The following is a 19,100-nucleotide window of genomic DNA, read 5'->3' as shown; positions in this document are numbered from 1 at the left end:
GCGGCAGGCCGCGCGGGCGCGCAATTCAGCGGCAATTCAGGGCCGATCGCCTAATTGCAGCGCACAAGGCGCGGAAATTCGCGCCGGCGTGTTACGATCGCCGGCGATTCGATGCCGCCGTTTTTCCAGCCATTTACAGGCCAGCACGACAGGACCGACGCAGACCATGATCCTGAAGACGACCCTTCGCCTTGCCGCCGGCGCCGCGCTTGCCGCGGGCCTCGTGGCCAGCTTCCCCGCCGGCGCCTATCGCCAGGCGATCCCGAACGACATGGGCCGCTGTGCCGCGGGCAGTGGCCCCGCGGTGAAAGTGACGGTGACCGGGATCAAGACCTCGCGCGGGACGATGCGGGTCCAGACCTACCGCGGGACCAGCAGCGAATGGCTGGCCAAGGGCAAGTGGCTCCACCGCGTGGAGGCGCCGGCCCGGCGCGGCACGATGACGTTCTGCCTGCCCGTTCCCGAGGCGGGGACATACGCCGTGGCGGTGCGCCATGACGTCAACGGCAATGGCAGCACCGACTTGCGCGAAGACGGCGGCGGGATGTCGAACAATCCCAGCATCAATATCTTCAACCTCGGCCGGCCGAGCTACAAGAAGACCGCCTTTTCCGTCGGCGGCGAGGTCAAGCCGATCACGATCACCATGCGTTACTGGGGCTGAGGCCGGCGGCTAGCGGGACTGGCGGCGCCGCTCGCGCCACACCCGCAGCAGGACGCCCGGCGCGGCCAGTACCGGGTGCCGTTCGCGCCAGGGCGTCAGCGCCACGGCGACCCCGGTATGGCGCTCGATCTTCCACGCGGCATAGCGTGCCGCGCCGTCGAACGTCGTGCTCGCCTTCAGCAGGCGGACCAGGTTGAGCGGCTTGCCCAGGCGCCGCCGCCGCGCCCACCAGCGCAGCACCTCGCGCCGGCGCGCGGGGTCGAGCCGGGGGGCCAGGCGCTTCCCCTCGCGGGCGAAATCGATCCCCTGCGCTTCCCACGCCAGCGGCAGCAGGCCGTCGAAATGGGCGGCGTTGACGGCCAGGATCGAATCCTCGCGCCCCGGCTTTTCCACGCGGAACTCCGCCCGGTAGGTCGCCCGGAACAGCGCGCGCCAGAAATCGGCCGCGGTCCCGCTTTCCGGCCCCAGCGCCGCCGCCAGCCGCGCGGCCGTCTGCGCCGCGTCGGCCACGGCCTCGGCCACTGGCGCGCGCAGGCGATCCTCGGCGATCCAGACCAGCGCGCTCGGCTGGACGAAGCGTGCCCAGATCGTCGTGTCGCGGCTGTCGCCGCGCGCGGCGCGGGCGAAAGTCGACAGCGCCATGCGCGCGACCTTGGCGCGCAGCGTCCGCCCCTCGTGCTCCCACTCGCGGTAGCTGACGCGCGGCCAGATCCGCTCCTGCTGGTCGCCCGGCAGGAGGAGGTAGAAATCGAGCACCCCCTCCAGTTCCCCGGTCCGCAGGTTGGAGCCGTAGAACAGCGCGGCACAGGCCCCCGCTTCCCGCGCCAGGCGCGCCGCGAAGGCGCCGACCGCGGGATGGACCGGGGCATCGAGCTGGCGATCGATCCGCTGGTGCAGGCGGAAGCTCACGGCACGAGGAACCGCAGTTCGGGGCCCGAGGACAGGCGATAGCGCCCGGCCGGGAAGGCTTCCCCGTCGAGGATGATCTCGTCCGCCACGGCGATCTCGACCGGGTCGGCGCCCAGGCGGTGGAGGCCCCACTGCTCGAGCCGCGCCGGCCCGCGCCCGGTCAGCGCCGCCGGCATCGACAGCAGCAGGCGCCGGCGGGGATGATCGACCACGAGCAGCTTCAGCCCCTCGACCAGTTCGCCGAAGACCTTCAGGCCCGCGGGAAAACGCTCGAGCGTGGAAGCGAGCATGAAATGCCGCCGGGCCGGGTCGCCGACCGCGGTGCGCGGCATCGGCTGCCGTTCGGGCCCGAGCGCAATCGCCATGTCCACGCCGCGCCGCCAGGCGTTGCGATCGGTCCCCAGCAGCGCCTGCAACATGCCCCAGGCGGCGGTGACGCCGACCGCGAGGCTGTCGAACGCGCCCAGGCGATGGGCATCCTGCCCCGCGCGAATGCCCAGGGTATAGGCCCCGGCGCCGAAGATGAAGCCGAGCATCGGGGCGCCTTCGCGGTCGAGCGGTTCGACCAGCAGCGGCCGCCGCGCGATCCGCCGCGCGCGCGGCCAGGCGGCGATCGCCTCGCCGATCGTCCAGCCCGGCGGCGCGCCGAGATCGACATTGAGCGCGTTGGTCTTGCCCTTGGGCAGGACGGCGAGATCGGGCCAGGCCCGGCCGAACACCGGCACGCCCGCGGTCAGGACGTCGCGCACCGTGCCGTCGCCGCCGTTGATCACCAGGTAATCGATCCCGCGCGCGGCGAAGCGGGCCAGGGCCTCGCGCAGGCTGGCAATGTCGGCCGGCTGGGCGACGAAGATGTTCGCGCGCACCCCCAGGTTCAGGTCCTGCCCGCGATTGCGGTGGCTGCGCGGATTGTAGATCACCCCGACCGAGGGGGTCTCGGTCGCGGGCGGGCTGGCGTCGGCGGGGGTCATCCGGCAGCCCTTAGCCGCTCGGGGCGGGTGGAATACAGGTCTTTTCGCTTCATGAGCGTGGGCCGCTCGCCTATCCTGGCGCCATGCTGCACCCCGACCTGCTCGATTCCGCCCGTTCGCTCTCCGATCGCATCGTTGCCCTGCGCCGCGCGATCCATGCGGAGCCGGAACTGGGCCTGCACACCCCGCTGACGATGGCCAAGGTGCGCGAGGCGCTGGCGCACCTGCCGCTCGATTGGCGCGAAGGCAGCTCGACCACCGGCCAGGTCGCGGTGCTGCGCGGCGAGCGGGCGGGGCGGCGCGTTCTCCTGCGCGGGGACATGGACGCCCTGCCGATGGCCGAAGAAACCGGCCTGGACTTCGCCTCGACCATCCCGGGGCGGATGCACGCCTGCGGCCACGACACGCACACCGCGATGCTGGCCGGCGCGGCCGAACTCCTCGCCGCCCGGCGCGGGGACTTCGCGGGCGAGATCCTGTTCATGTTCCAGCCGGGGGAGGAGGGGTTCCACGGCGCGCGCTTCATGCTCGAAGACGGGTTGCTGGGCGGCGACCGGTTCGGCCCGCTGCCCGATGCCGCCTTCGCGCTGCACGTCATGCCCAATGCGCCGCACGGCGTCTTCGCCGGGCGGGCCGGGCCGCTGATGGCGGCGGCCGACCAGTTCGATATCGTGGTGAAGGGCCAGGGCGGCCATGCCTCCCTGCCGCACGAGACGCGCGACCCGGTGCCTGCCGCCTGCGCGATCGTCACCGCCTTGCAGGCGATGGTAACGCGCCGCTTCGACGCCGCCGACGCGGTCGTCGTCACCGTGACGCGGCTCGATGCCGGAACCGCGCACAACATCATCCCCGACAGCGCGCGCCTGCGCGGCACGATCCGCACGCTCTCGGCGAAGAACCGCGCCGCGGTGCACGCGGCGATGGAGGGCGTCGCCAGCGGCGTGGCCGCCGCCCACGGGGTCGCCGCCGACGTGACGATCACCGAAGGCTTCCCGGTCACCGTGTGCGACGAGCGCGCGGTCGCGACCGGCAGGGCGGTCGCGGCCGAGGCGTTCGGCGACGGCGCCTGGCGCGAACTGCCCGCGCCGATCATGGGGGCGGAGGATTTCGCCTACGTGATCGAGAAAGTCCCCGGCGCGATGTTCTTCCTCGGCGTCGCGCACGAGGGCGAGGACTGGCGCCAGTGCTGCGGCATCCACAGCCCGCGCATGACGGTCGATGAAAGCGCCCTGCCCCACGGCACCGCGATGCTGGCCGGCTGCGCGCTGCGCTTCCTCGAACGCGGCTTCGCCTAGCCGGCCTCGCGCGCGGGGGCCGCCAGCGGCCCGAGGGCGTCGCGCAGCTCGCCGAGCCAGGGATCGAACGGGACCCACGCGCCCTGGCCGGCCCGGTTGATCGGCCGGCGCACCTGTTCCGAACTGGCCGTGCGTACCGCGCGCCGCGTCTTGTGGAAATCGAGACAGGCCGGCTCGAACGGCAGGCCGAGGAAATAGAGCATCCGGCGGACCTGCCCCTCCAGGTCGTCGAGCACGTCCTCGTGCTGCACGCGCAGGACCTTGCCCGGCAGGACGCTGTCCCAGTGGTCCATCAGCGCGACGTAATCGGCGTAGTAGCGTCCGATCTCGCGAAGGCCGTAAGTGAACTCCTGCCCTTCGGCGAAAAGCTGGCGAAAGCCCGAGAAGCAGCAATCCATCGGCGCGCGGCGGGCGTCGATGATCTTCGCATTGGGCAGGATCAGGTGGATCAGTCCGATGTGGCGGAAATTGTTGGGCATCTTGTCGATGAAGAACGGCGCGCCCTGCCGGTGAATCCGGGTGTTGACGATATAGTCGCGGCCCATCTGCGCGAGCTGTTCGGCCGTCAGCTCGTGGAGGACCTGCGGGTAGCGGGACGCGCCCGGCTGGCGCCCGCGCAGCCGGTGGGCCAGAGCCAGGATGTCGGGCAGTTCCAGCGTCCCGTCCACCTGGCTGTGGCTGGCCAGGATCTGTTCGAGCAGGGTCGATCCCGCGCGCGGCAGGCCGAGGATGAAGATCGGGTCGCACGCATCGTGCCCGGCCCCGCGGTGCCGTTCGAACAGGGCGGGGGTGCAATGTTCGGCCTGGGCGCGCAGCTCGGCCGTCATCCGGTCGGCATCGTAGCGCGTCTGGCGGCGCTTGAGCGCGTTGCCCTGTTCGTAGAAACGGAAGCTGTCGGCATATTCGCCGCGGTCCTCGTGCGCCTTGCCGAGCGCGAAGCAGATGTGGACCCGGTCCATGAAGGCGAGCCCGGGCCGCGCGAGCGCGGCGTGCATGGCGGCGATCTCGCCCCCGGTGAAGCGATAGGTCTTGAGGTTGGCGAGGGCGTAATAGGCATCGCCGTGGTCCGGGCGGGCGGCGAAGGCGGCGCGATAGGCCTCGATCGCATCGTCCTGCCGGCCCATCGTCTTCAGCGCGTGCCCCTTGCTCGTCAGCGTCGCCGGATCGCCGGGCACTTTCGCCAGGACGGCATCGAACAGCTCGAAGGCGCGATCGTAATCGCCGGTCTGCATCGATTCGATCGCGAGGTGCGACTGGAACAGGACATTGCCGGGATCGCTGCGATAAAGCGCCTCGGCCTGCTCGCGCGCCCTGGCGAAGCGCTGGCGGCGGCGCAGTGCGTCGATGTAGTCGAGCCGTACCTGCACGTTGTCGGGCGCGAAGGCGAGTGCGCTTTCGAGCAGGAACTCCGCGTCGTCGAGAATGCCCAGCCGCTTGCCGATCTCGGCCAGGAGCCGCATCCCCTCGACGTCGCGCGGGTGGCGCCGCAGGTAGTGGCGGCAGATTTCCTCTGCCCGCGCCAGGCGCCCTTCGTGGAGGTGGTTGGTAACGGCGACCAGCTCGCGCGGGAGGTCGGCGATCCGCTGCGCCTGGGCCAGGGCCGCCCGGGCCGCGGCCGGCTGGCCCTGCGCGGCCAGGATCTCGCCCTGGGCGCGCCAGCTCGCCGCGAGCGCGGGATTGTGGCGCGTGGCGCGGACATAGGCGTCGAGCGCCGCCGCCGCATCGCCGCGTACGCGTGCGAGGTGGCCGCTTTCCTGCCAGGCGCGGCCATATTCGGGCGAGGCGGCGTGAAGCCGGCGGAGGAAATCTTCCGCCTGCGCGTAGTCCTTCCGGTAGCGGGCGCCGACCGCCGCGACGTAGAGCGCCTCGGTATCGTCGGCGTCGGCCGCCAGCAGGCCTTCGGCCAGCGCGACGGCCTGCGCATGACGGCCGGCGCGCAAGGCGTCCTGCGCCTGTTCCAGCTGCGCCGCGCGATCGTTTCCGGCCCCGGTCATCCCGGCTCCCTGCCAGAAGGCGGGCCCCGGGGACAAGCGCTGCCGCCTGCCCCCGGGGCCGCCGTCCGGCCGGCGCGTCAGTAGTCGACCGAGACGCGCAGGCCGACGGTCAGCGGACGGTTCACCGTCACCCGCGCGCGGTCGAAGTTGAAGCTGCCGGCGACCTGGGCCCGTTCGTCGGTCAGGTTCTCGCCGAAGACCTCGAACGACCAGCGGTCCTTCTCCACCCCGGCCGAGAGGCTGAAGGTGGTGTAGCCATCGAGCTTGAGCTTGTTGATCTCGATGATGTCGGTGTACTTCGAGGAGGAATGGACCACCTGCGGCATGACGTAGGCGTCGAGCTCGTCCGACAGGGCCCATTCGTAGCGCACCCGCAGGTTGCCCTGGAACTCGGGCGCATAGGCCAGCGGCCCGCCTTCCACGACGTCTTCGGTCGGGGTCAGGACCTCGGTGATCTCGGTGTCGAGGACCGAGAAGGCCCCGGCCACGGTCAGACCCGGCACGCCGTAGGGCTGGTAGACGAAGTCGCCCTCGATCCCCTTGATTTCCGCGTTCGCCGCGTTGTCGGAGAAGAACAGGTTGGTGATCGACGGGTCGAAGATCGTCGTCTGCAGGCGGCTCACGTCGACGAAGAAGGCGCTGCCGTTCAGCCGCAGCTGGCGGTCGAACAGCTCGGTCTTCCAGCCGATCTCGTAGTTCTGCACCTCGTCGGTATCGAGCGCGAAGGGCACGACGTAGTCGCCGGGGCCCTGCGCGCCGCCCGGGCGGTTGAGCAGGCCGGGCCGGAAACCTTCCGAATAGGTGGCGTAGAACAGCAGGTCGCGCGTCGGTGTCAGCGTGACGGTGCCCTTGAAGATCGTCCCGTCGGTCTTCGCCTTGTCGGGATTGCCGTAGGGGTTGTCGGGCCCGTACTTGTCCGACAGGTTCGTGCCGCCGCAGCCGGGGATGTTAACCTGGTCCTCGACCGGGACGCCGGCATTGGCGCCGAAGATCGGCGCGTTGAGCTTGCAGAAGGCGGAGGTCGCCGCGCCCTCGATATCGACCTCGATATCGTAATAGCGCGCGCCGCCGGTCACCGTCAGCAGGTCGGGCACGATGTCGAACGAGACTTCGCCGAACAGGCCGAACTGCTTGTCGGTCCGCTTCACGTCGTTACGGAAACCGACGTTCTCGGGCAGGGGGCCCGGATCGCTGTAGTACCCGGGCGCGGCGTTGCCGACGATGCCCGTCACCTCGGTATTGGTGAACGGGTAGATGGGCGAGAAGCCGCGCGTTTCCCCGTCCGAACCGCGCACCAGCTCCGACGCGTAGTAGTAGTCGTTGCGTTCCTTCAGCACGAGGTTCGAATAGAACCCGCCGACCGTCGCGCGGATGCGTTCCTGCTGCGGCGTGTTGATCCGCAGTTCCTGCGTGAACACGCTCGTGTCGGTATCCGAGGTGACCGAGAGGTTCGGCGCGTAGCAGGTCGGGTCGGCCGGTGCCTGGGCGACGCTGCCGGGATAGGAAACCGCCGTGTCGCACATGTAATAGGGGATGTACTGGCCGACGAAGAGATAGTCGGAATAGCCGACCGCCTGCTGCGTCTCGCGATCGGTATAGGCACCGGTATAGACGACGTCGAGCGCGGCCAGGCGGCCTTCCAGCGTCCAGCTCGTGTTCGAGAAATCGTCTTCCAGCCGGTCGTCGGAGAAGCGCTGGATATCGAGCTCGTCGAGGTCCAGCTCCGGATCGGCGAAGAACACGCCGTCGGATTCGAGGCTCTGCCGGCTGTGCGCGACCGTCAGGCGCCAGTCGGGCGAGAACTCGTAGAGCGCGCTGACGCGGAAGCCGGCGTATTGCGTGTCGTTGAAGTTGTCTTCCACCAGCCGCGCGTTGTCGGCTTCCTGAAAGGTCACTTCGCTGTCGATATAGGCAAGCGAGGCGGGGTCGGACTGGAAGCCGGCGCGCTTGTCGCTGACCACGACGCCGTTGTCGCGCACCGTGCCCGCCGGGCGATAGCGCGCGCTTTCGCGCATCGAGCGCGTGCCGTGGACATTGTCGATATAGCCGCCCTGGTCGTCGAGGTAGGCCACCCCGCGCAGCGCCAGCCGGTCGGTGACCGGGACGTTAAGCATGACTTCGGCGTTGTAGCTCGTTTCGCCGCCCTTGGTGAACGAGACCCCGGCCTTGCCCGAGCCGTAGAAGCCGGTGAGATCGGGCTTGTTGGTGATCAGGCGCACGACGCCGGCCTGCGAGCTGGCGCCGAACAGCGTGCCCTGCGGCCCGGCGAGCACCTCGATCCGCTCGAGGTCGGCGGCATAGACGTCGAGGTTGCGGCCCGGCTGGGCCAGCGGCTGCTCGTCGAGATAGAGCGCGACGTTGGGCGCGAGCCCGGCGACGCCCGCGGTGGTGAGGTTGGGCGTGGTCGAGGCGAGGCCGCGGATATAGATCGTGCTCTGCGACGGCCCGCTGCCGCCCGCGGTCACGTTGGGCAGCTGTTCCAGGTAATCGTCGAACGTGTCGATGCTGAGCTGTTCCAGCCCTTCGCTGTCCATCGCCTGGAGCGCGATCGGCACGTCCTGCATGCTCTCGCTGTTCTTGGTCGCGGTGACGATGATTTCCTTCAGGCCGCCCTGCTGGGCGTCGGCGGGCGCCGCGTCCTGCGCGATGGCGGGGCTGGCGGCGAGGGCTGCGGCGAGTGCGCCGAGGCTGCCGCTGCTGCGGAATGTGAGCATGGTTCTTTCCTGCGTCGTTGTTCTTTGGTCGGTCTCGGGGCGAACCGATGCGGGGGGATGCATCGGCCAGCGGCGCGGTCGTGAAAAGAAATGCACGAGTAGCCGGGCGGCCCGATTGTCCACGGGCCGGTCGCCGGGGGCCCGCTAGCAAAGCAAAGGGGTGGCCACCACCGACCGGGCGACGCAGGGTGCCAAAAGGATCACGGCGCGTTGCATAATCGCAACAGGCGACTGTTCAAGCTGGCCGTGGTGCGCGCCGGGAACCAAAAGTCAAAACGCGTTGGGGCATTATATTGAAGATACTTGATATCGTCCGAAGTTGTCGCAGGAACAACGAACAGAATAGGAAAGTTGAAATCGCCCAATATTGTTCATGACAATGTCGTGACAAGGCGTTCGTCTTGCCTCGCGGGAGGCCTGGTCGAAGCCTCTCGGCCAGCGGATCGCGCGGCTGGACATGGCCCGGCGAATCGCTATTAGGCCGTCGATATGTTGTATCGTCATGCTATCGCGAATCGCTCGCTCGCCCTTCCCGTCGCCCTTGCCCTTTGTGCAGTGGCGGCACCCGCCCATGCCCAGGATGCCCGGGCCCAGGATCGCTCTTCGGACCCGGGCGCGGCCCCTGCCGCTCCGGAAACCGACGATTTTCACGATCGCCGGATCGCCCCGACGGGCGAGATCGTGGTCACCGCGACCGGGCTCGAACAGCTCGACGTGCTGGCCGGGACCACGGTGGTCGAGAGCGCGGAACTGCAGCGCAACCTCGACGGGCAGATCGGCGAAGTCCTGGTCAAGGTCCCGGGCGTTTCGGCAACCGGTTTCGCGCCCGGCGCCTCGCGCCCCGTCCTGCGCGGCTTCTCGGGCGAGCGGGTCAAGGTCCTGATCGACGGGATCGGCGCGATCGACGCCTCGAACACCTCGGCCGACCACGCGACCGCGATCGACCCGCTGACGGCCGAGCGGATCGAGGTTCTGCGCGGCCCCGCGGTCCTGCTCTACGGCAGCCAGGCGATCGGCGGCGCGGTCAACGTGATCGACAAGCGCATCCCGCTGCGCCGGCTGAACGAGCCGTTCCATCTCGACGCGCTGGCCGGGGTCGATACCGCTTCCGACCTGCGCGAGGGCGGGGCCTCGCTCGACGTGCCGCTGGGCGAGCGCTTCGTGGTCCACGTCGACGGCGCCTATCGCAAGACCGGCGACCTGGAGATCCCGGGCTACGTCGTCGTGCCGGAACTGCGCGCCGATCTCCTCGCCGACGCGGCGGAGGAAGAGGAAGAAGGCCACCTGGAAGAGGCCGAGGAACTGCGCGAGGCGGCCAATCACCGCGGCACGCTGCCCGGCAGCGGGACCGAGACCTGGAGCGCCAACGCCGGCTTCGCGTTCTTCGAAGGCGACAGCAACCTGGGCGCCTCGTTCGGGATCTACGACACCACTTACGGCGTCCCGCTGCGCCCCGGCACGAGCCATCACCACGGCGAGGAAGACCACGACGACGACCATGATCACGACCACGATCATGAACACGACGACGACCACGACGATCACGAGGATCACGAGGGCGAGGAGGAGCACGGCCACGAGGACGTGACGATCGCCCTGCGCCAGTACCGCGCCGACTTGCGCGGCCGCCTGGCACTGGGCGACGGGTTCCTCGCCGCGCTCAACACCCGGGTCGGCTTCAGCGACTATACCCACACCGAGTTCGAGGGCGACGAAGTCGGCACCGTGTTCGAGGTCAAGGGGATCGAGGCGCGCGCCGAGCTGGAGCAGAACCGCCGCGGCAACTGGGGCGGTTCGACCGGCATCCAGTACTATTACCGCGATTTCGACGCCTATGGCGCGGAAGCCTACGTGCCGAAGAACCACACCGACCAGGTGGCCGTGTTCACCCTGCAGGAAATCGATTTCGACCCGTTCCAGGTCGAGCTCGCCGCACGTTACGAGGCGACCGACGTCGAATCGCAGGTCGCCGGGTTCGACCGTTCGTTCGACACTTTCTCGGGCGCGCTGGGCCTGGTCTACGAGACGGCCGGCGGGCTGCGCTTCGGCGTGACCGGCAGCCGCGCCGAACGCGCGCCGAGCGCGGAAGAGCTGCTGTCCGACGGCCCCCATATCGCGACCCAGGCCTACGAGATCGGCGACCGCGACCTGGAGGTCGAGGGCGCCTGGGGGCTGGAAGCCTTCGTCCGCGGCGCGCTGGGCGACGGGACGGTCGGCCTCGCGGTCTATCGCAACTGGTTCGACGACTACATCTACCTCGCCGAAACCGGGGAGGAGGAAGACGAACTGCCGGTGTTCCAGTACCTGCAGGGCGATGCCCGCTATTTCGGGGTCGAAGGCCAGGTCACCTATCCGCTCTACCAGGCCGACGGCTTCACCCTGATGGCGGACCTGCGCGGCGACTACGTCCGCGCGGAGCTGGACGACGGCACCCCGCTGCCGCGCATTCCCCCGCTGCGCCTGCTCGGCGCGCTCGAGGCGCAGACCGGGCCGGTCGATGCGCGGGTGGAAGTGCAGTGGTTCGACGGGCAGGACCGTGTCGCGCCGTTCGAAAGCGCGACCGATGCGTTCACTTTCGTCAACGCCTCGATCGCGTGGAAGCCGCTGCGCGGCAACGACAACGTGACCGTCCTGCTCCAGGCGAACAACCTGTTCGACGCCGAGGGGCGCCGCCATGCGAGCTTCACCAAGGATTTCGTCCCGCTCGCCGAGCGCAACTTCAAGATCGGCCTGCGCACGAGCTTCTGATTTTCCTCCCCGGCCGCCCGTTCCCGCAGCGGGACGGGCGGCCGACCGGGGGGCGCCTCACCCCTCTTCGGGGGCGAAGCGCAGCTCGGCGCGTTCCTCCAGCCGCGCGACCAGGGCCTCGCCCAGGAAGTGCCCCGGCGTGCCGACACCGCCGGGCGCCTCGCACGACAGCAGGGCCATGCCGGTTTCGCCCAGCATCCGGCTGGTCGATCCGTAGCCGGGATCGTAACGGCCCTTCACCGCGTAATGCAGGCGCTCGCCGCCCGGCATCTCGCCGACGAACAGCAGGTCGTAGGAACCCGCCTCGCGCTCGGCCTTGCTCGGCCCCTCGCCGGGCTTGGGCGGCTTGGCGCCGAAGGGGTTCTTGAGCATCTCGGTTACCGCGTCGGCCGCCGCCTTGCCCGCTTCGCCGGGGCTGGTCAGCATCATCTCGTCGTAACGGAAATCCTCGCCGTAGGGGAAACCGCCGAGGAAATTGGTCCGGTGGACGTTCTTGACGTTGATCGTGGCCATGATGAACGGCGCCGCCCACTTGCCCAGGTCTTCCTCGTAACGCGGGACCATGCCGCCGGGCTGTTCGGGCCCCTCGAAACCCGGGGTCAGGCCGAAGGGGCTCTGCAGGATCGGGATCAGCTTCGGATTCTTCGCCACGGCCTTCATCGTCGCGCCCAGGCTGGCGGCGGTCCCGCCGGAGAACGTGCCCTGCATCGAGCGGACCCGGCCGCGCACGCGCGGGGCGGGCGCGCCGAAGCGCCGCTGCGCCTCTTTCTGCAGCATCAGCACGCCCAGGTCGAAGGGGATCGAATCGAAACCGCTCGAAAAGCAGATGCGCGCCCCGCTTTCCTTCGCCGCCGCGTGGTGCCGGTCGATCTGCTCGCGCATCCAGCCCGGTTCCCCGCACAAGTCGGCATAGTCGGTCCCGGTCGCGACGCAGGCCGCGACCAGCGCGTCGCCGTAGAGCTGGTACGGGCCGACAGTCGTCAGGACAACGCGCGTGCGGCGGCACATGGCCTCCAGCGCGGCGGTGTCGTCGGCGTCGGCCACGACCAGTGGCGTTTCCGCCGGCGCGCCGATCGCGTCGCGCACGTCCTGCAGCTTGGTCAGGCTGCGGCCGGCCATCGCCCACTTCGGCCCATCCTGCCGGTCGCCGTATTCGCGCACGAAATGCTCGGCCACCAGGCGCCCGGTATAGCCGGTCGCGCCATAGACCACGATGTCGAATTCACGGTTTGCCATCAAAGCGATTCTCCCTTGCGGGCGGGAGAATGGAACAGCGCGCGCCGCCTTACAACCGGCGCGCGGTCACAGCCGGGGCAGGGTTACCCCGCGCTGCCCCATGTACTTGCCCGCGCGGTCGCGATAGCTCGTCTCGCACCGCTCGTTGCCCTGCAGGAACAGGAACTGGCATGCCCCCTCGTTGGCGTAGATCCGGGCCGGCAGCGGGGTCGTGTTCGAGAATTCGAGCGTGACGTGCCCTTCCCACCCCGGCTCGAGCGGGGTGACGTTCACGATGATCCCGCAGCGCGCATAAGTGCTCTTGCCCAGGCAGATCACCAGCACGTCTTCGGGTACGCGGAAATATTCGACCGTGCGCGCCAGGGCGAAGGAATTGGGCGGGATCACGCAGACGTCGGTCTTGCGGTCGACGAAGGAATTGGCGGCGAAGTCCTTCGGATCGACCACCGCGCTGTCGACATTGGTGAAGATCTTGAACTCGTCCGCCACGCGCGCGTCGTAGCCGTAGCTGGAAAGGCCGTAGGAAATGCATCCCTCGCGCCGCTGCGCCTCGACGAAAGGCTCGATCATGCCTTTCTCCTGCGCCTGGGTGCGGATCCACCGGTCGGAAAGAATCGCCATGGCCCGGTCATTCCCCAGCCTCGCGGACAGGGCAAGCCGCGCGCCGGCGTTATCCCCTTCCGCCGGCCGCCCCGCGCGTCAGTCGATCGGGCGCGCACCCAGCTGCGGGTTGAGCCGGGTCACATGGTTCAGCCACTTCTTCGGGCGGCGCAGCATGTCCTTGGGGTATTCGACCTTCAGCCCGGCGATCCGGGCCATCGCGCCGACGAAATGGATGCAGTTGCGCCGGTCGAGGTCGTAGTACTTGCCCGGCGCATCGCGCCATTTCGCCACTTCGGCGCGCACGCGCCAGTACTGCGCGTCGGTGAGGGTGACGGTGAAATGGCGGTTGGTCTTGCGCAGGTATTTCTCTTCCTCGGTCATGATCGCGTGTTCGACCGGGCCGCTCAGAATGCGGGTGGAGATCGTCTTCGCCGTGAAGCCGTAGTTTTCCTGCACCGGGGCGCCGGTTTCCTCCAGCGTCCCTTCGAGCACGATGAAGGCATGGGGATAGCGGCCGAACAGGACCGAGCCGTTGAAGCTGTGGAAGCTCATCCGCACCTCGGCCGCCGCGCCGGCCGACCAGGCCAGCGCGACGAGCGCGAGAAGCATTGCGAGGAAGCGGCCCATTGCCCGCCTGACTAGCAAATCGCGGCGCGGAGGAAAGCCCCGGTCAGCTCGCCAGCAGCGTGGCGTTGCCGCCCGCCGCGGTCGTGTCGATGCACACGACCCGCTCGGTCGCGAAGCGCGCGACGTAGTGCGGGCCGCCGGCCTTGGGGCCGGTGCCCGACAGGCCCTCGCCGCCGAACGGCTGGCTTTCCACGACCGCCCCGATCTGGTTGCGGTTGACGTAGAAATTGCCGACCCGGGCGCGCGCCTCGACGAAGCGGCGGGTCGCCTCGATCCGGCTGTGGAGGCCGAGCGTGAGGCCGTAGCCGGTGGCATTGATGTCCTCGATCACCCGTTCCAGCTCGCTTGCCTTGTAGCGCACGACGTGCAGGATCGGGCCGAAGTTCTCGCGCCGCAGGTCGAGGATCGAATCCATCTCGATGATCGTCGGCGCGACGAAGCAGCCCTGGGCCGCCCCGCGCGGCAGCTTGCGCCGCCAGACCTTGCGCCCGTGCTTCTTGCGCCGCGCGACGTGCCGTTCGAGCGCGGCCTTGGCGTCGGGGTCGATCACCGGGCCGACGTCCGTCGCCAGGTCTTCCGGGTCGCCGATCACCAGCGCCTCGAACGCGCCCTTGATCATTTCCAGCATCTCGTCGGCCACGTCGTCCTGCAGGTAGAGCACGCGCAGCGCGCTGCACCGCTGGCCCGCGCTCTGGAACGCGCTGTTGACGACATCGCGGGTGACCTGTTCGGGCAGGGCGGAGCTGTCCACGATCATCGCGTTCTGGCCGCCGGTCTCGGCGATCAGCGTCGCGATCGGCCCCTCGCGCGCGGCGAGGCTGCGGTTGATCGCCTGGGCCGTCTGGGTCGATCCGGTGAAGGCGACCCCCGCGATCCGCGGGTCGGAGGTGATCAGCTGTCCCACCTCGCCGGCCCCGGGCAGGAGCTGGAACACGTCTTCGGGAATGCCCGCTTCGTGGCACAGCTTCACCGCCAGCGCGGCGATCAGCGGGGTCTGCTCGGCCGGCTTGGCGACGACGGTATTGCCCGCCGCAAGCGCCGCCGCCGCCGGGCCGATGAAGATCGCCAGCGGGAAGTTCCACGGGCTGATCGTCGCGAAGACGCCGCGGCCGTGCAGGCTCAGCCGGTTCTCCTCGCCCGTCGGGCCGGGCAGGGGCAGGGGGGCGGTGAACAGGCGCCGCGCCTCGTTGGCGTAATAGCGCAGGAAATCGACCGCCTCGCGCAGTTCGAGAACCGCGTCCATCAGCGTCTTGCCCGCTTCGCGCTGGCACAGGCTGAGGATCTCGTCGGTATGGGCCTCGAACATGTCGGCCGCGGCTTCGAGCAGGAGCGCGCGCTTTTCCCCGCCGAGCGAATCCCAGCCGGGCTGGATCGCGATCGCCCGGGTGATCGCGACGTCGATCTCCTCGGGCAGGGCATCGCGCCGCGTGCCGACCTCGTGGGTGAGATCCTGCGGCTGGGTGATCGGCGCGACTTCCCCCTGTTCGGGCGAACGCAGCGTCGGCTCGGCATGCCAGCGGCGCGCGTCGAGCACGTGCAGGCGTTCGAGCAGGGGTTCGACCACCAGCGGATCGGCCAGGTCGATCCCCGCGCTGTTGCGGCGGCCCGGGAAGATGTCGGCCGGCAGGGGGATCTGCGGGTTGCGCCGCGGCTCCATCGCCGCCAGCTCGGCCACCGGGTCGCCGGTCAGCGCCGCCACCGGCACTTCGGCATCGGCCATGCGGTTGACGAAGCTGGAATTGGCGCCGTTCTCGAGCAGGCGCCGCACGAGGTAGGCCAGCAGGTCCTTGTGCGTGCCCACCGGGGCGTAGATCCGCACCGGCGTCTTGCGGTTGCCTTCCAGTTCGCCCAGTTCGGCATAGACTTCCTCGCCCATGCCGTGCAGCCGCTGGAACTCGTAGGACGGCCCCTGCCGGTCGGCCGGCTCGCCCTGCTCCGCCAGCGCCTTGACCGCGCCGATCGTATAGGCGTTGTGCGTGGCGAAGGCGGGGTAGATCGCGTCGCGCGCCTCCAGCAGGCGCGCCGCGCAGGCGAGGTAGGACACGTCGGTCCCGACCTTGCGGGTGAAGACGGGGAAATCCTTGTAACCGCCGACGTGGCTGATCTTGATCTCGGTATCCCAGTACGCGCCCTTGACCAGGCGCACCATCAGCCGGCGGCCGTGGCGCCGTGCCAGCTTGGCGATCCAGTCGCACAGCGGCACGCCGCGCTTCTGGTAGGCCTGGATGGCGAGGCCGAAGCCTTCCCACGGCTGCCCGCCGGGCCGGGCGAAGATCTCGTCGTCGGCCACCAGCGCCTCGATGATGTCGAGCGACAGCTCCAGCCGCTCGGCCTCTTCGGCGTCGATGGTGAAATGCATGTTGGCGTCGCGCGCCTTGATCGCGAGCCCCTTGAGCATGGGGACGAGCGCCTTGGTCGCGGCGGCCGCGTGGAAATGGTCGTAGCGCGGATAGAGCGCGGAAAGCTTGACCGATATGCCGGGCGAGCGGGCGATCCCGCCGTCGACTTCGCGCGCGAGCCGCTCGATCGCGTGCTCGTAGGCCTGGCGATAGCGTTCGGCGTCGGGAAACGTCATCGCCGCTTCGCCCAGCATGTCGAAGCTGTGCGTCAGGCCGCGCGCGCGTTCGGGGGCGGCGCGCTTCAGCGCCTCCTCGATCGTCCGGCCGAAGACGAACTGCCCGCCCAGGATTCGCATGGCCTGCAGCGTCGCCCGGCGGATCACCGGTTCGCCGAGGCGGTTCATCGCGTTGCGCAACGTGCGGCCCATGCCGCGCTGGTGCTCTTCGGGGCGTTCGAGCACTTCGCCGGTGAGCATCAGCGAGAAGGTCGCGGCGTTGACGAAAGTGGAACTGCTTTCGCCCAGGTGTTCGGACCAGTCGATGTCGCCGATCTTGTCGCGGATCAGGGCATCGGCGGTGCGGCTGTCGGGCACGCGCAGCAGCGCCTCGGCCAGGCACATCAGCGCGATGCCTTCCTCGGTCGCGAGGCCGAACTGCTGGAGGAAGGCATCGATCCCGCTCGCCTTGCGTTCGCGCGCGCCGGAAATCAGCTTCCTGGCGATCGACGCGGCCTGCGGATGGACGGCGCCGGCAGGGGCGGCCTGTCGCAGCCGTTCGGCCACGCAGGCTTCCTCGTCCTGGCGATAGGCGAGGCGGATAGCGGTTCGGTCGAGCGGAGCGGAAACGGGCATAGTGCGACTCGGGGTGAAAGTTGCGGTGAATTCGGCGCCCTTGGACGCGCTTCGGGCGGCAATCAAGCGAAGTCGGCAGCGAGGCTGGCCGCTACGTTTTCGTGGGCTTCTTGGGGCAGGTGGAGCCCCAGTTTGCTCCGCCGCCAGAGAACGTCTTCGCTCGTCTGCGCCATTTCTTCGCGGCGCATGTAATCGACTTCCGCCTCGCTCAGCCCGCCGCCCAGGTCGCGGCCCAGGCCGTCCGGCGCGCGCGCTTCGCCGATCACCCGTTCGATCCGGGTGCCGTAGGCGCGCGCCATGCGCCGCGCGGTTGCCGCCGGCAGCCAGGGCCAGAGCGCGCGGACTTCGGCCAGGAAGGCATCGAAGCCGCCGGCAAAATCGCCGCCCGGCAGCGGCGCATCGCCGGTCCAGGGCCGGGCGGGCACCGCGAGATGGCGCGCCAGCCGCTCCATCGCGTGTTCGGCCAGGCGGCGATAAGTGGTGATCTTGCCCCCGAAGATGCTCAACAGGGGCGGTGCGCCGTCCGGCGCATCGACGGCAAAGACGTAGTCGCGGGTCACGGTTGCGTCACTCGCGGCATTGTCTTCGTAAAGCGGCCTGATTCCTGCATAGGACGAAACGACGTCTGCGGGGCCAACCGGTTCCGAGAAATAGGCGCTGGCCGCCGCGCAGAGGTAGTCGCGCTCCTCACCCGATATCGCCACCGCGTCGCGATCGCCGGCGAAGGGCCGGTCGGTCGTGCCGATCAGGGTGAAGTCGTCCTCGTAGGGGATCGCGAAGACGATTCGCCCGTCGCCGTTCTGGAAGATATAGGCGTGCGCGCCTTCGAACTTGCGGCGCACGACGACGTGGCTGCCTTGCACCAGGCGCAAGTGCGCTTCGGCCCGGCCGGCGGTGGCGAGCGCGGCGATGTCGTCCACCCACGGCCCCGCGGCGTTGATCACGGCGCGCGCGCGGACGGTCTGCTCCCCCCCGGGCGAAACCAGCTTGGCGCGCCAGTGGTCGCCGGCGCGGGCGAGCGCGGTGCAGCGGGTGCGCGTCATGATCCGCGCGCCGCGTTCGCGCGCGTCGATCGCATTGAGCACGACCAGCCGCGCGTCGTCCACCCAGCAATCCGAATAGGCGAAGCCCCGGGCGAAGCGGTCCTTCAGCACGGCCGCGTGGGGCGGCGCGGACAGGTCCACCGCCTCGCTGCCCGGCAGCGACCGGTTGCCGCCCAGGTGATCGTAGAGGAACAGGCCCAGGCGCAGCATCCAGCGCGGGCGCAGCCCCTCGTGGTGCGGCAGGACGAAGCGCAGCGGGCGCACGAGGTGCGGCGCGATCCGCAGCAGGACCTCGCGCTCGCGCAGCGACTCGCGGACCAGCCGGAACTCGTAGTGTTCGAGATAGCGCAGCCCGCCATGCACCAGCTTGGTGCTGGCCGACGACGTGTGGCTGGCGAGGTCGTCTTTCTCCGCCAGGGCGACCGACAGCCCGCGGCCCGCCGCGTCGCGGGCGATGCCTGCGCCGTTGATGCCCCCGCCGATCACCAGGAGATCGTACATGGCGCGCAGCCCTATCGGTTCGCGCCCCGCATGGCGAGCCATTTGCACCGCCTGCGCCCCCGTCTATGGCGGGCGGGAACTGGCAGTAACGGGAAATGCAGACATGGCAGGCCGCTATTTCGACGAATGGCAGGTGGGCGACCGGATCGAGCACGAGATCCGCCGCACGGTGACCGAGACCGACAACCTGCTGTTCACGACGATGACCCACAATCCCCAGCCGCTGCACCTCGATGCGGAGGCGGCGCGCGAATCCGAATTCGGGCAGATCCTCGTCAACGGCACTTTCACATTTGCGCTGATGGTGGGGCTGAGCGTGGGCGACACGACGCTCGGCACGCTTATCGCCAACCTCGGGTACGACAAGGTCGCCATGCCGGCGCCGGTCGCGATCGGCGATACCCTGCGCGCGACCAGCGAAGTCGCGGCCCTGCGCGAATCGAAATCGCGGCCCGGGGCCGGGATTGTCACGTTCACCCACCAGATGCTCAACCAGCGCGACGAGGTCGTCTGCCGCTGCGAGCGCTCGGCCCTGGTTCGTCGCAAGCCGGCCTAGGGCCCTTTTCGCCGCCCGCCCTCTCTCCCTCCCGTCCGCCTGGCCCCGT

The 19,100-nt window shown here is 69.5% G+C and carries 13 protein-coding genes; 4 read left to right on the top strand and 9 right to left on the bottom strand.

The window, feature by feature from the left end; all coding sequences use genetic code 11:
- The first annotated feature begins 166 nt into the window (after positions 1-166).
- A complete protein-coding gene (locus T8T98_RS14860; protein ID WP_160733541.1) occupies positions 167-664 on the top strand; it encodes a DUF2141 domain-containing protein in 498 nt (165 codons plus the stop codon).
- A 9-nt stretch (positions 665-673) separates the two neighbouring features.
- Here T8T98_RS14860 and T8T98_RS14855 read toward each other — a convergent pair whose 3' ends face one another.
- Together T8T98_RS14855 and T8T98_RS14850 are read right to left on the bottom strand one after the other, a co-directional pair.
- Positions 674-1,573, bottom strand: coding sequence for a hypothetical protein (locus tag T8T98_RS14855; protein WP_251104638.1), 900 nt, complete (start codon positions 1,571-1,573; stop codon positions 674-676).
- Positions 1,570-2,544, bottom strand: a complete 975-nt coding sequence (locus T8T98_RS14850; RefSeq protein WP_251104639.1) for an acylglycerol kinase family protein — start codon at positions 2,542-2,544, stop codon at positions 1,570-1,572. Before T8T98_RS14850 ends, T8T98_RS14855 begins: the two co-directional genes overlap by 4 nt.
- A gap of 83 nt (positions 2,545-2,627) precedes the next feature.
- Between T8T98_RS14850 and T8T98_RS14845 the strand changes: the two genes are divergently transcribed.
- The gene (locus T8T98_RS14845) at positions 2,628-3,839 is read left to right on the top strand and encodes a M20 metallopeptidase family protein (RefSeq protein WP_251104640.1); all 1,212 of its coding nucleotides are present in this window, start codon (positions 2,628-2,630) and stop codon (positions 3,837-3,839) included.
- Here T8T98_RS14845 and T8T98_RS14840 read toward each other — a convergent pair.
- Together T8T98_RS14840 and T8T98_RS14835 are read right to left on the bottom strand one after the other, a co-directional pair.
- Positions 3,836-5,833, bottom strand: coding sequence for a tetratricopeptide repeat-containing sulfotransferase family protein (locus T8T98_RS14840; protein WP_251104641.1), 1,998 nt, complete (start codon positions 5,831-5,833; stop codon positions 3,836-3,838). The two genes, T8T98_RS14845 and T8T98_RS14840, sit on opposite strands and share 4 nt — an antisense overlap.
- A 77-nt stretch (positions 5,834-5,910) precedes the next feature.
- Positions 5,911-8,547, bottom strand: coding sequence for a TonB-dependent receptor (locus T8T98_RS14835; protein ID WP_251104642.1), 2,637 nt, complete (start codon positions 8,545-8,547; stop codon positions 5,911-5,913).
- Positions 8,548-9,102: 555 nt separating this feature from the next.
- Between T8T98_RS14835 and T8T98_RS14830 the strand changes: the two genes are divergently transcribed.
- The gene (locus T8T98_RS14830) at positions 9,103-11,295 is read left to right on the top strand and encodes a TonB-dependent receptor (RefSeq protein WP_322295754.1); all 2,193 of its coding nucleotides are present in this window, start codon (positions 9,103-9,105) and stop codon (positions 11,293-11,295) included.
- A gap of 57 nt (positions 11,296-11,352) precedes the next feature.
- Here the strand turns inward: T8T98_RS14830 and T8T98_RS14825 are convergent, their stop codons facing one another.
- From T8T98_RS14825 to glpD, 5 genes are all read right to left on the bottom strand, one after another.
- On the bottom strand, positions 11,353-12,531 hold the full coding sequence (locus T8T98_RS14825) for a saccharopine dehydrogenase family protein (RefSeq protein ID WP_251104644.1): 1,179 nt from the start codon (positions 12,529-12,531) through the stop codon (positions 11,353-11,355).
- 66 nt (positions 12,532-12,597) lie between these two features.
- Positions 12,598-13,152 (bottom strand): dCTP deaminase, encoded by a 555-nt coding sequence (dcd, locus tag T8T98_RS14820; RefSeq protein WP_160733549.1) that lies wholly within the window; start codon positions 13,150-13,152, stop codon positions 12,598-12,600.
- Between the two features lie 78 nt (positions 13,153-13,230).
- Positions 13,231-13,761 (bottom strand): hypothetical protein, encoded by a 531-nt coding sequence (locus T8T98_RS14815; RefSeq protein WP_251104645.1) that lies wholly within the window; start codon positions 13,759-13,761, stop codon positions 13,231-13,233.
- Between the two features lie 43 nt (positions 13,762-13,804).
- A complete protein-coding gene (gene putA / locus T8T98_RS14810) occupies positions 13,805-16,951 on the bottom strand; it encodes a bifunctional proline dehydrogenase/L-glutamate gamma-semialdehyde dehydrogenase PutA (RefSeq protein ID WP_251104646.1) in 3,147 nt (1,048 codons plus the stop codon).
- A gap of 62 nt (positions 16,952-17,013) precedes the next feature.
- Positions 17,014-18,537, bottom strand: coding sequence for a glycerol-3-phosphate dehydrogenase (gene glpD / locus T8T98_RS14805; RefSeq protein ID WP_251104647.1), 1,524 nt, complete (start codon positions 18,535-18,537; stop codon positions 17,014-17,016).
- Between the two features lie 61 nt (positions 18,538-18,598).
- On the opposite strand from glpD, the gene T8T98_RS14800 reads away from it, so the two are divergent.
- Positions 18,599-19,051, top strand: coding sequence for a MaoC family dehydratase (locus T8T98_RS14800; RefSeq protein WP_160733552.1), 453 nt, complete (start codon positions 18,599-18,601; stop codon positions 19,049-19,051).
- Positions 19,052-19,100: the final 49 nt, after the last annotated feature.

The sequence above is a fragment of the Pelagerythrobacter marinus genome (assembly GCF_034375205.1).
In the GTDB taxonomy this organism is placed as follows: Bacteria; Pseudomonadota; Alphaproteobacteria; order Sphingomonadales; family Sphingomonadaceae; genus Pelagerythrobacter; species Pelagerythrobacter marinus.
This window is presented reverse-complemented; position numbering and strand designations above follow the sequence as displayed.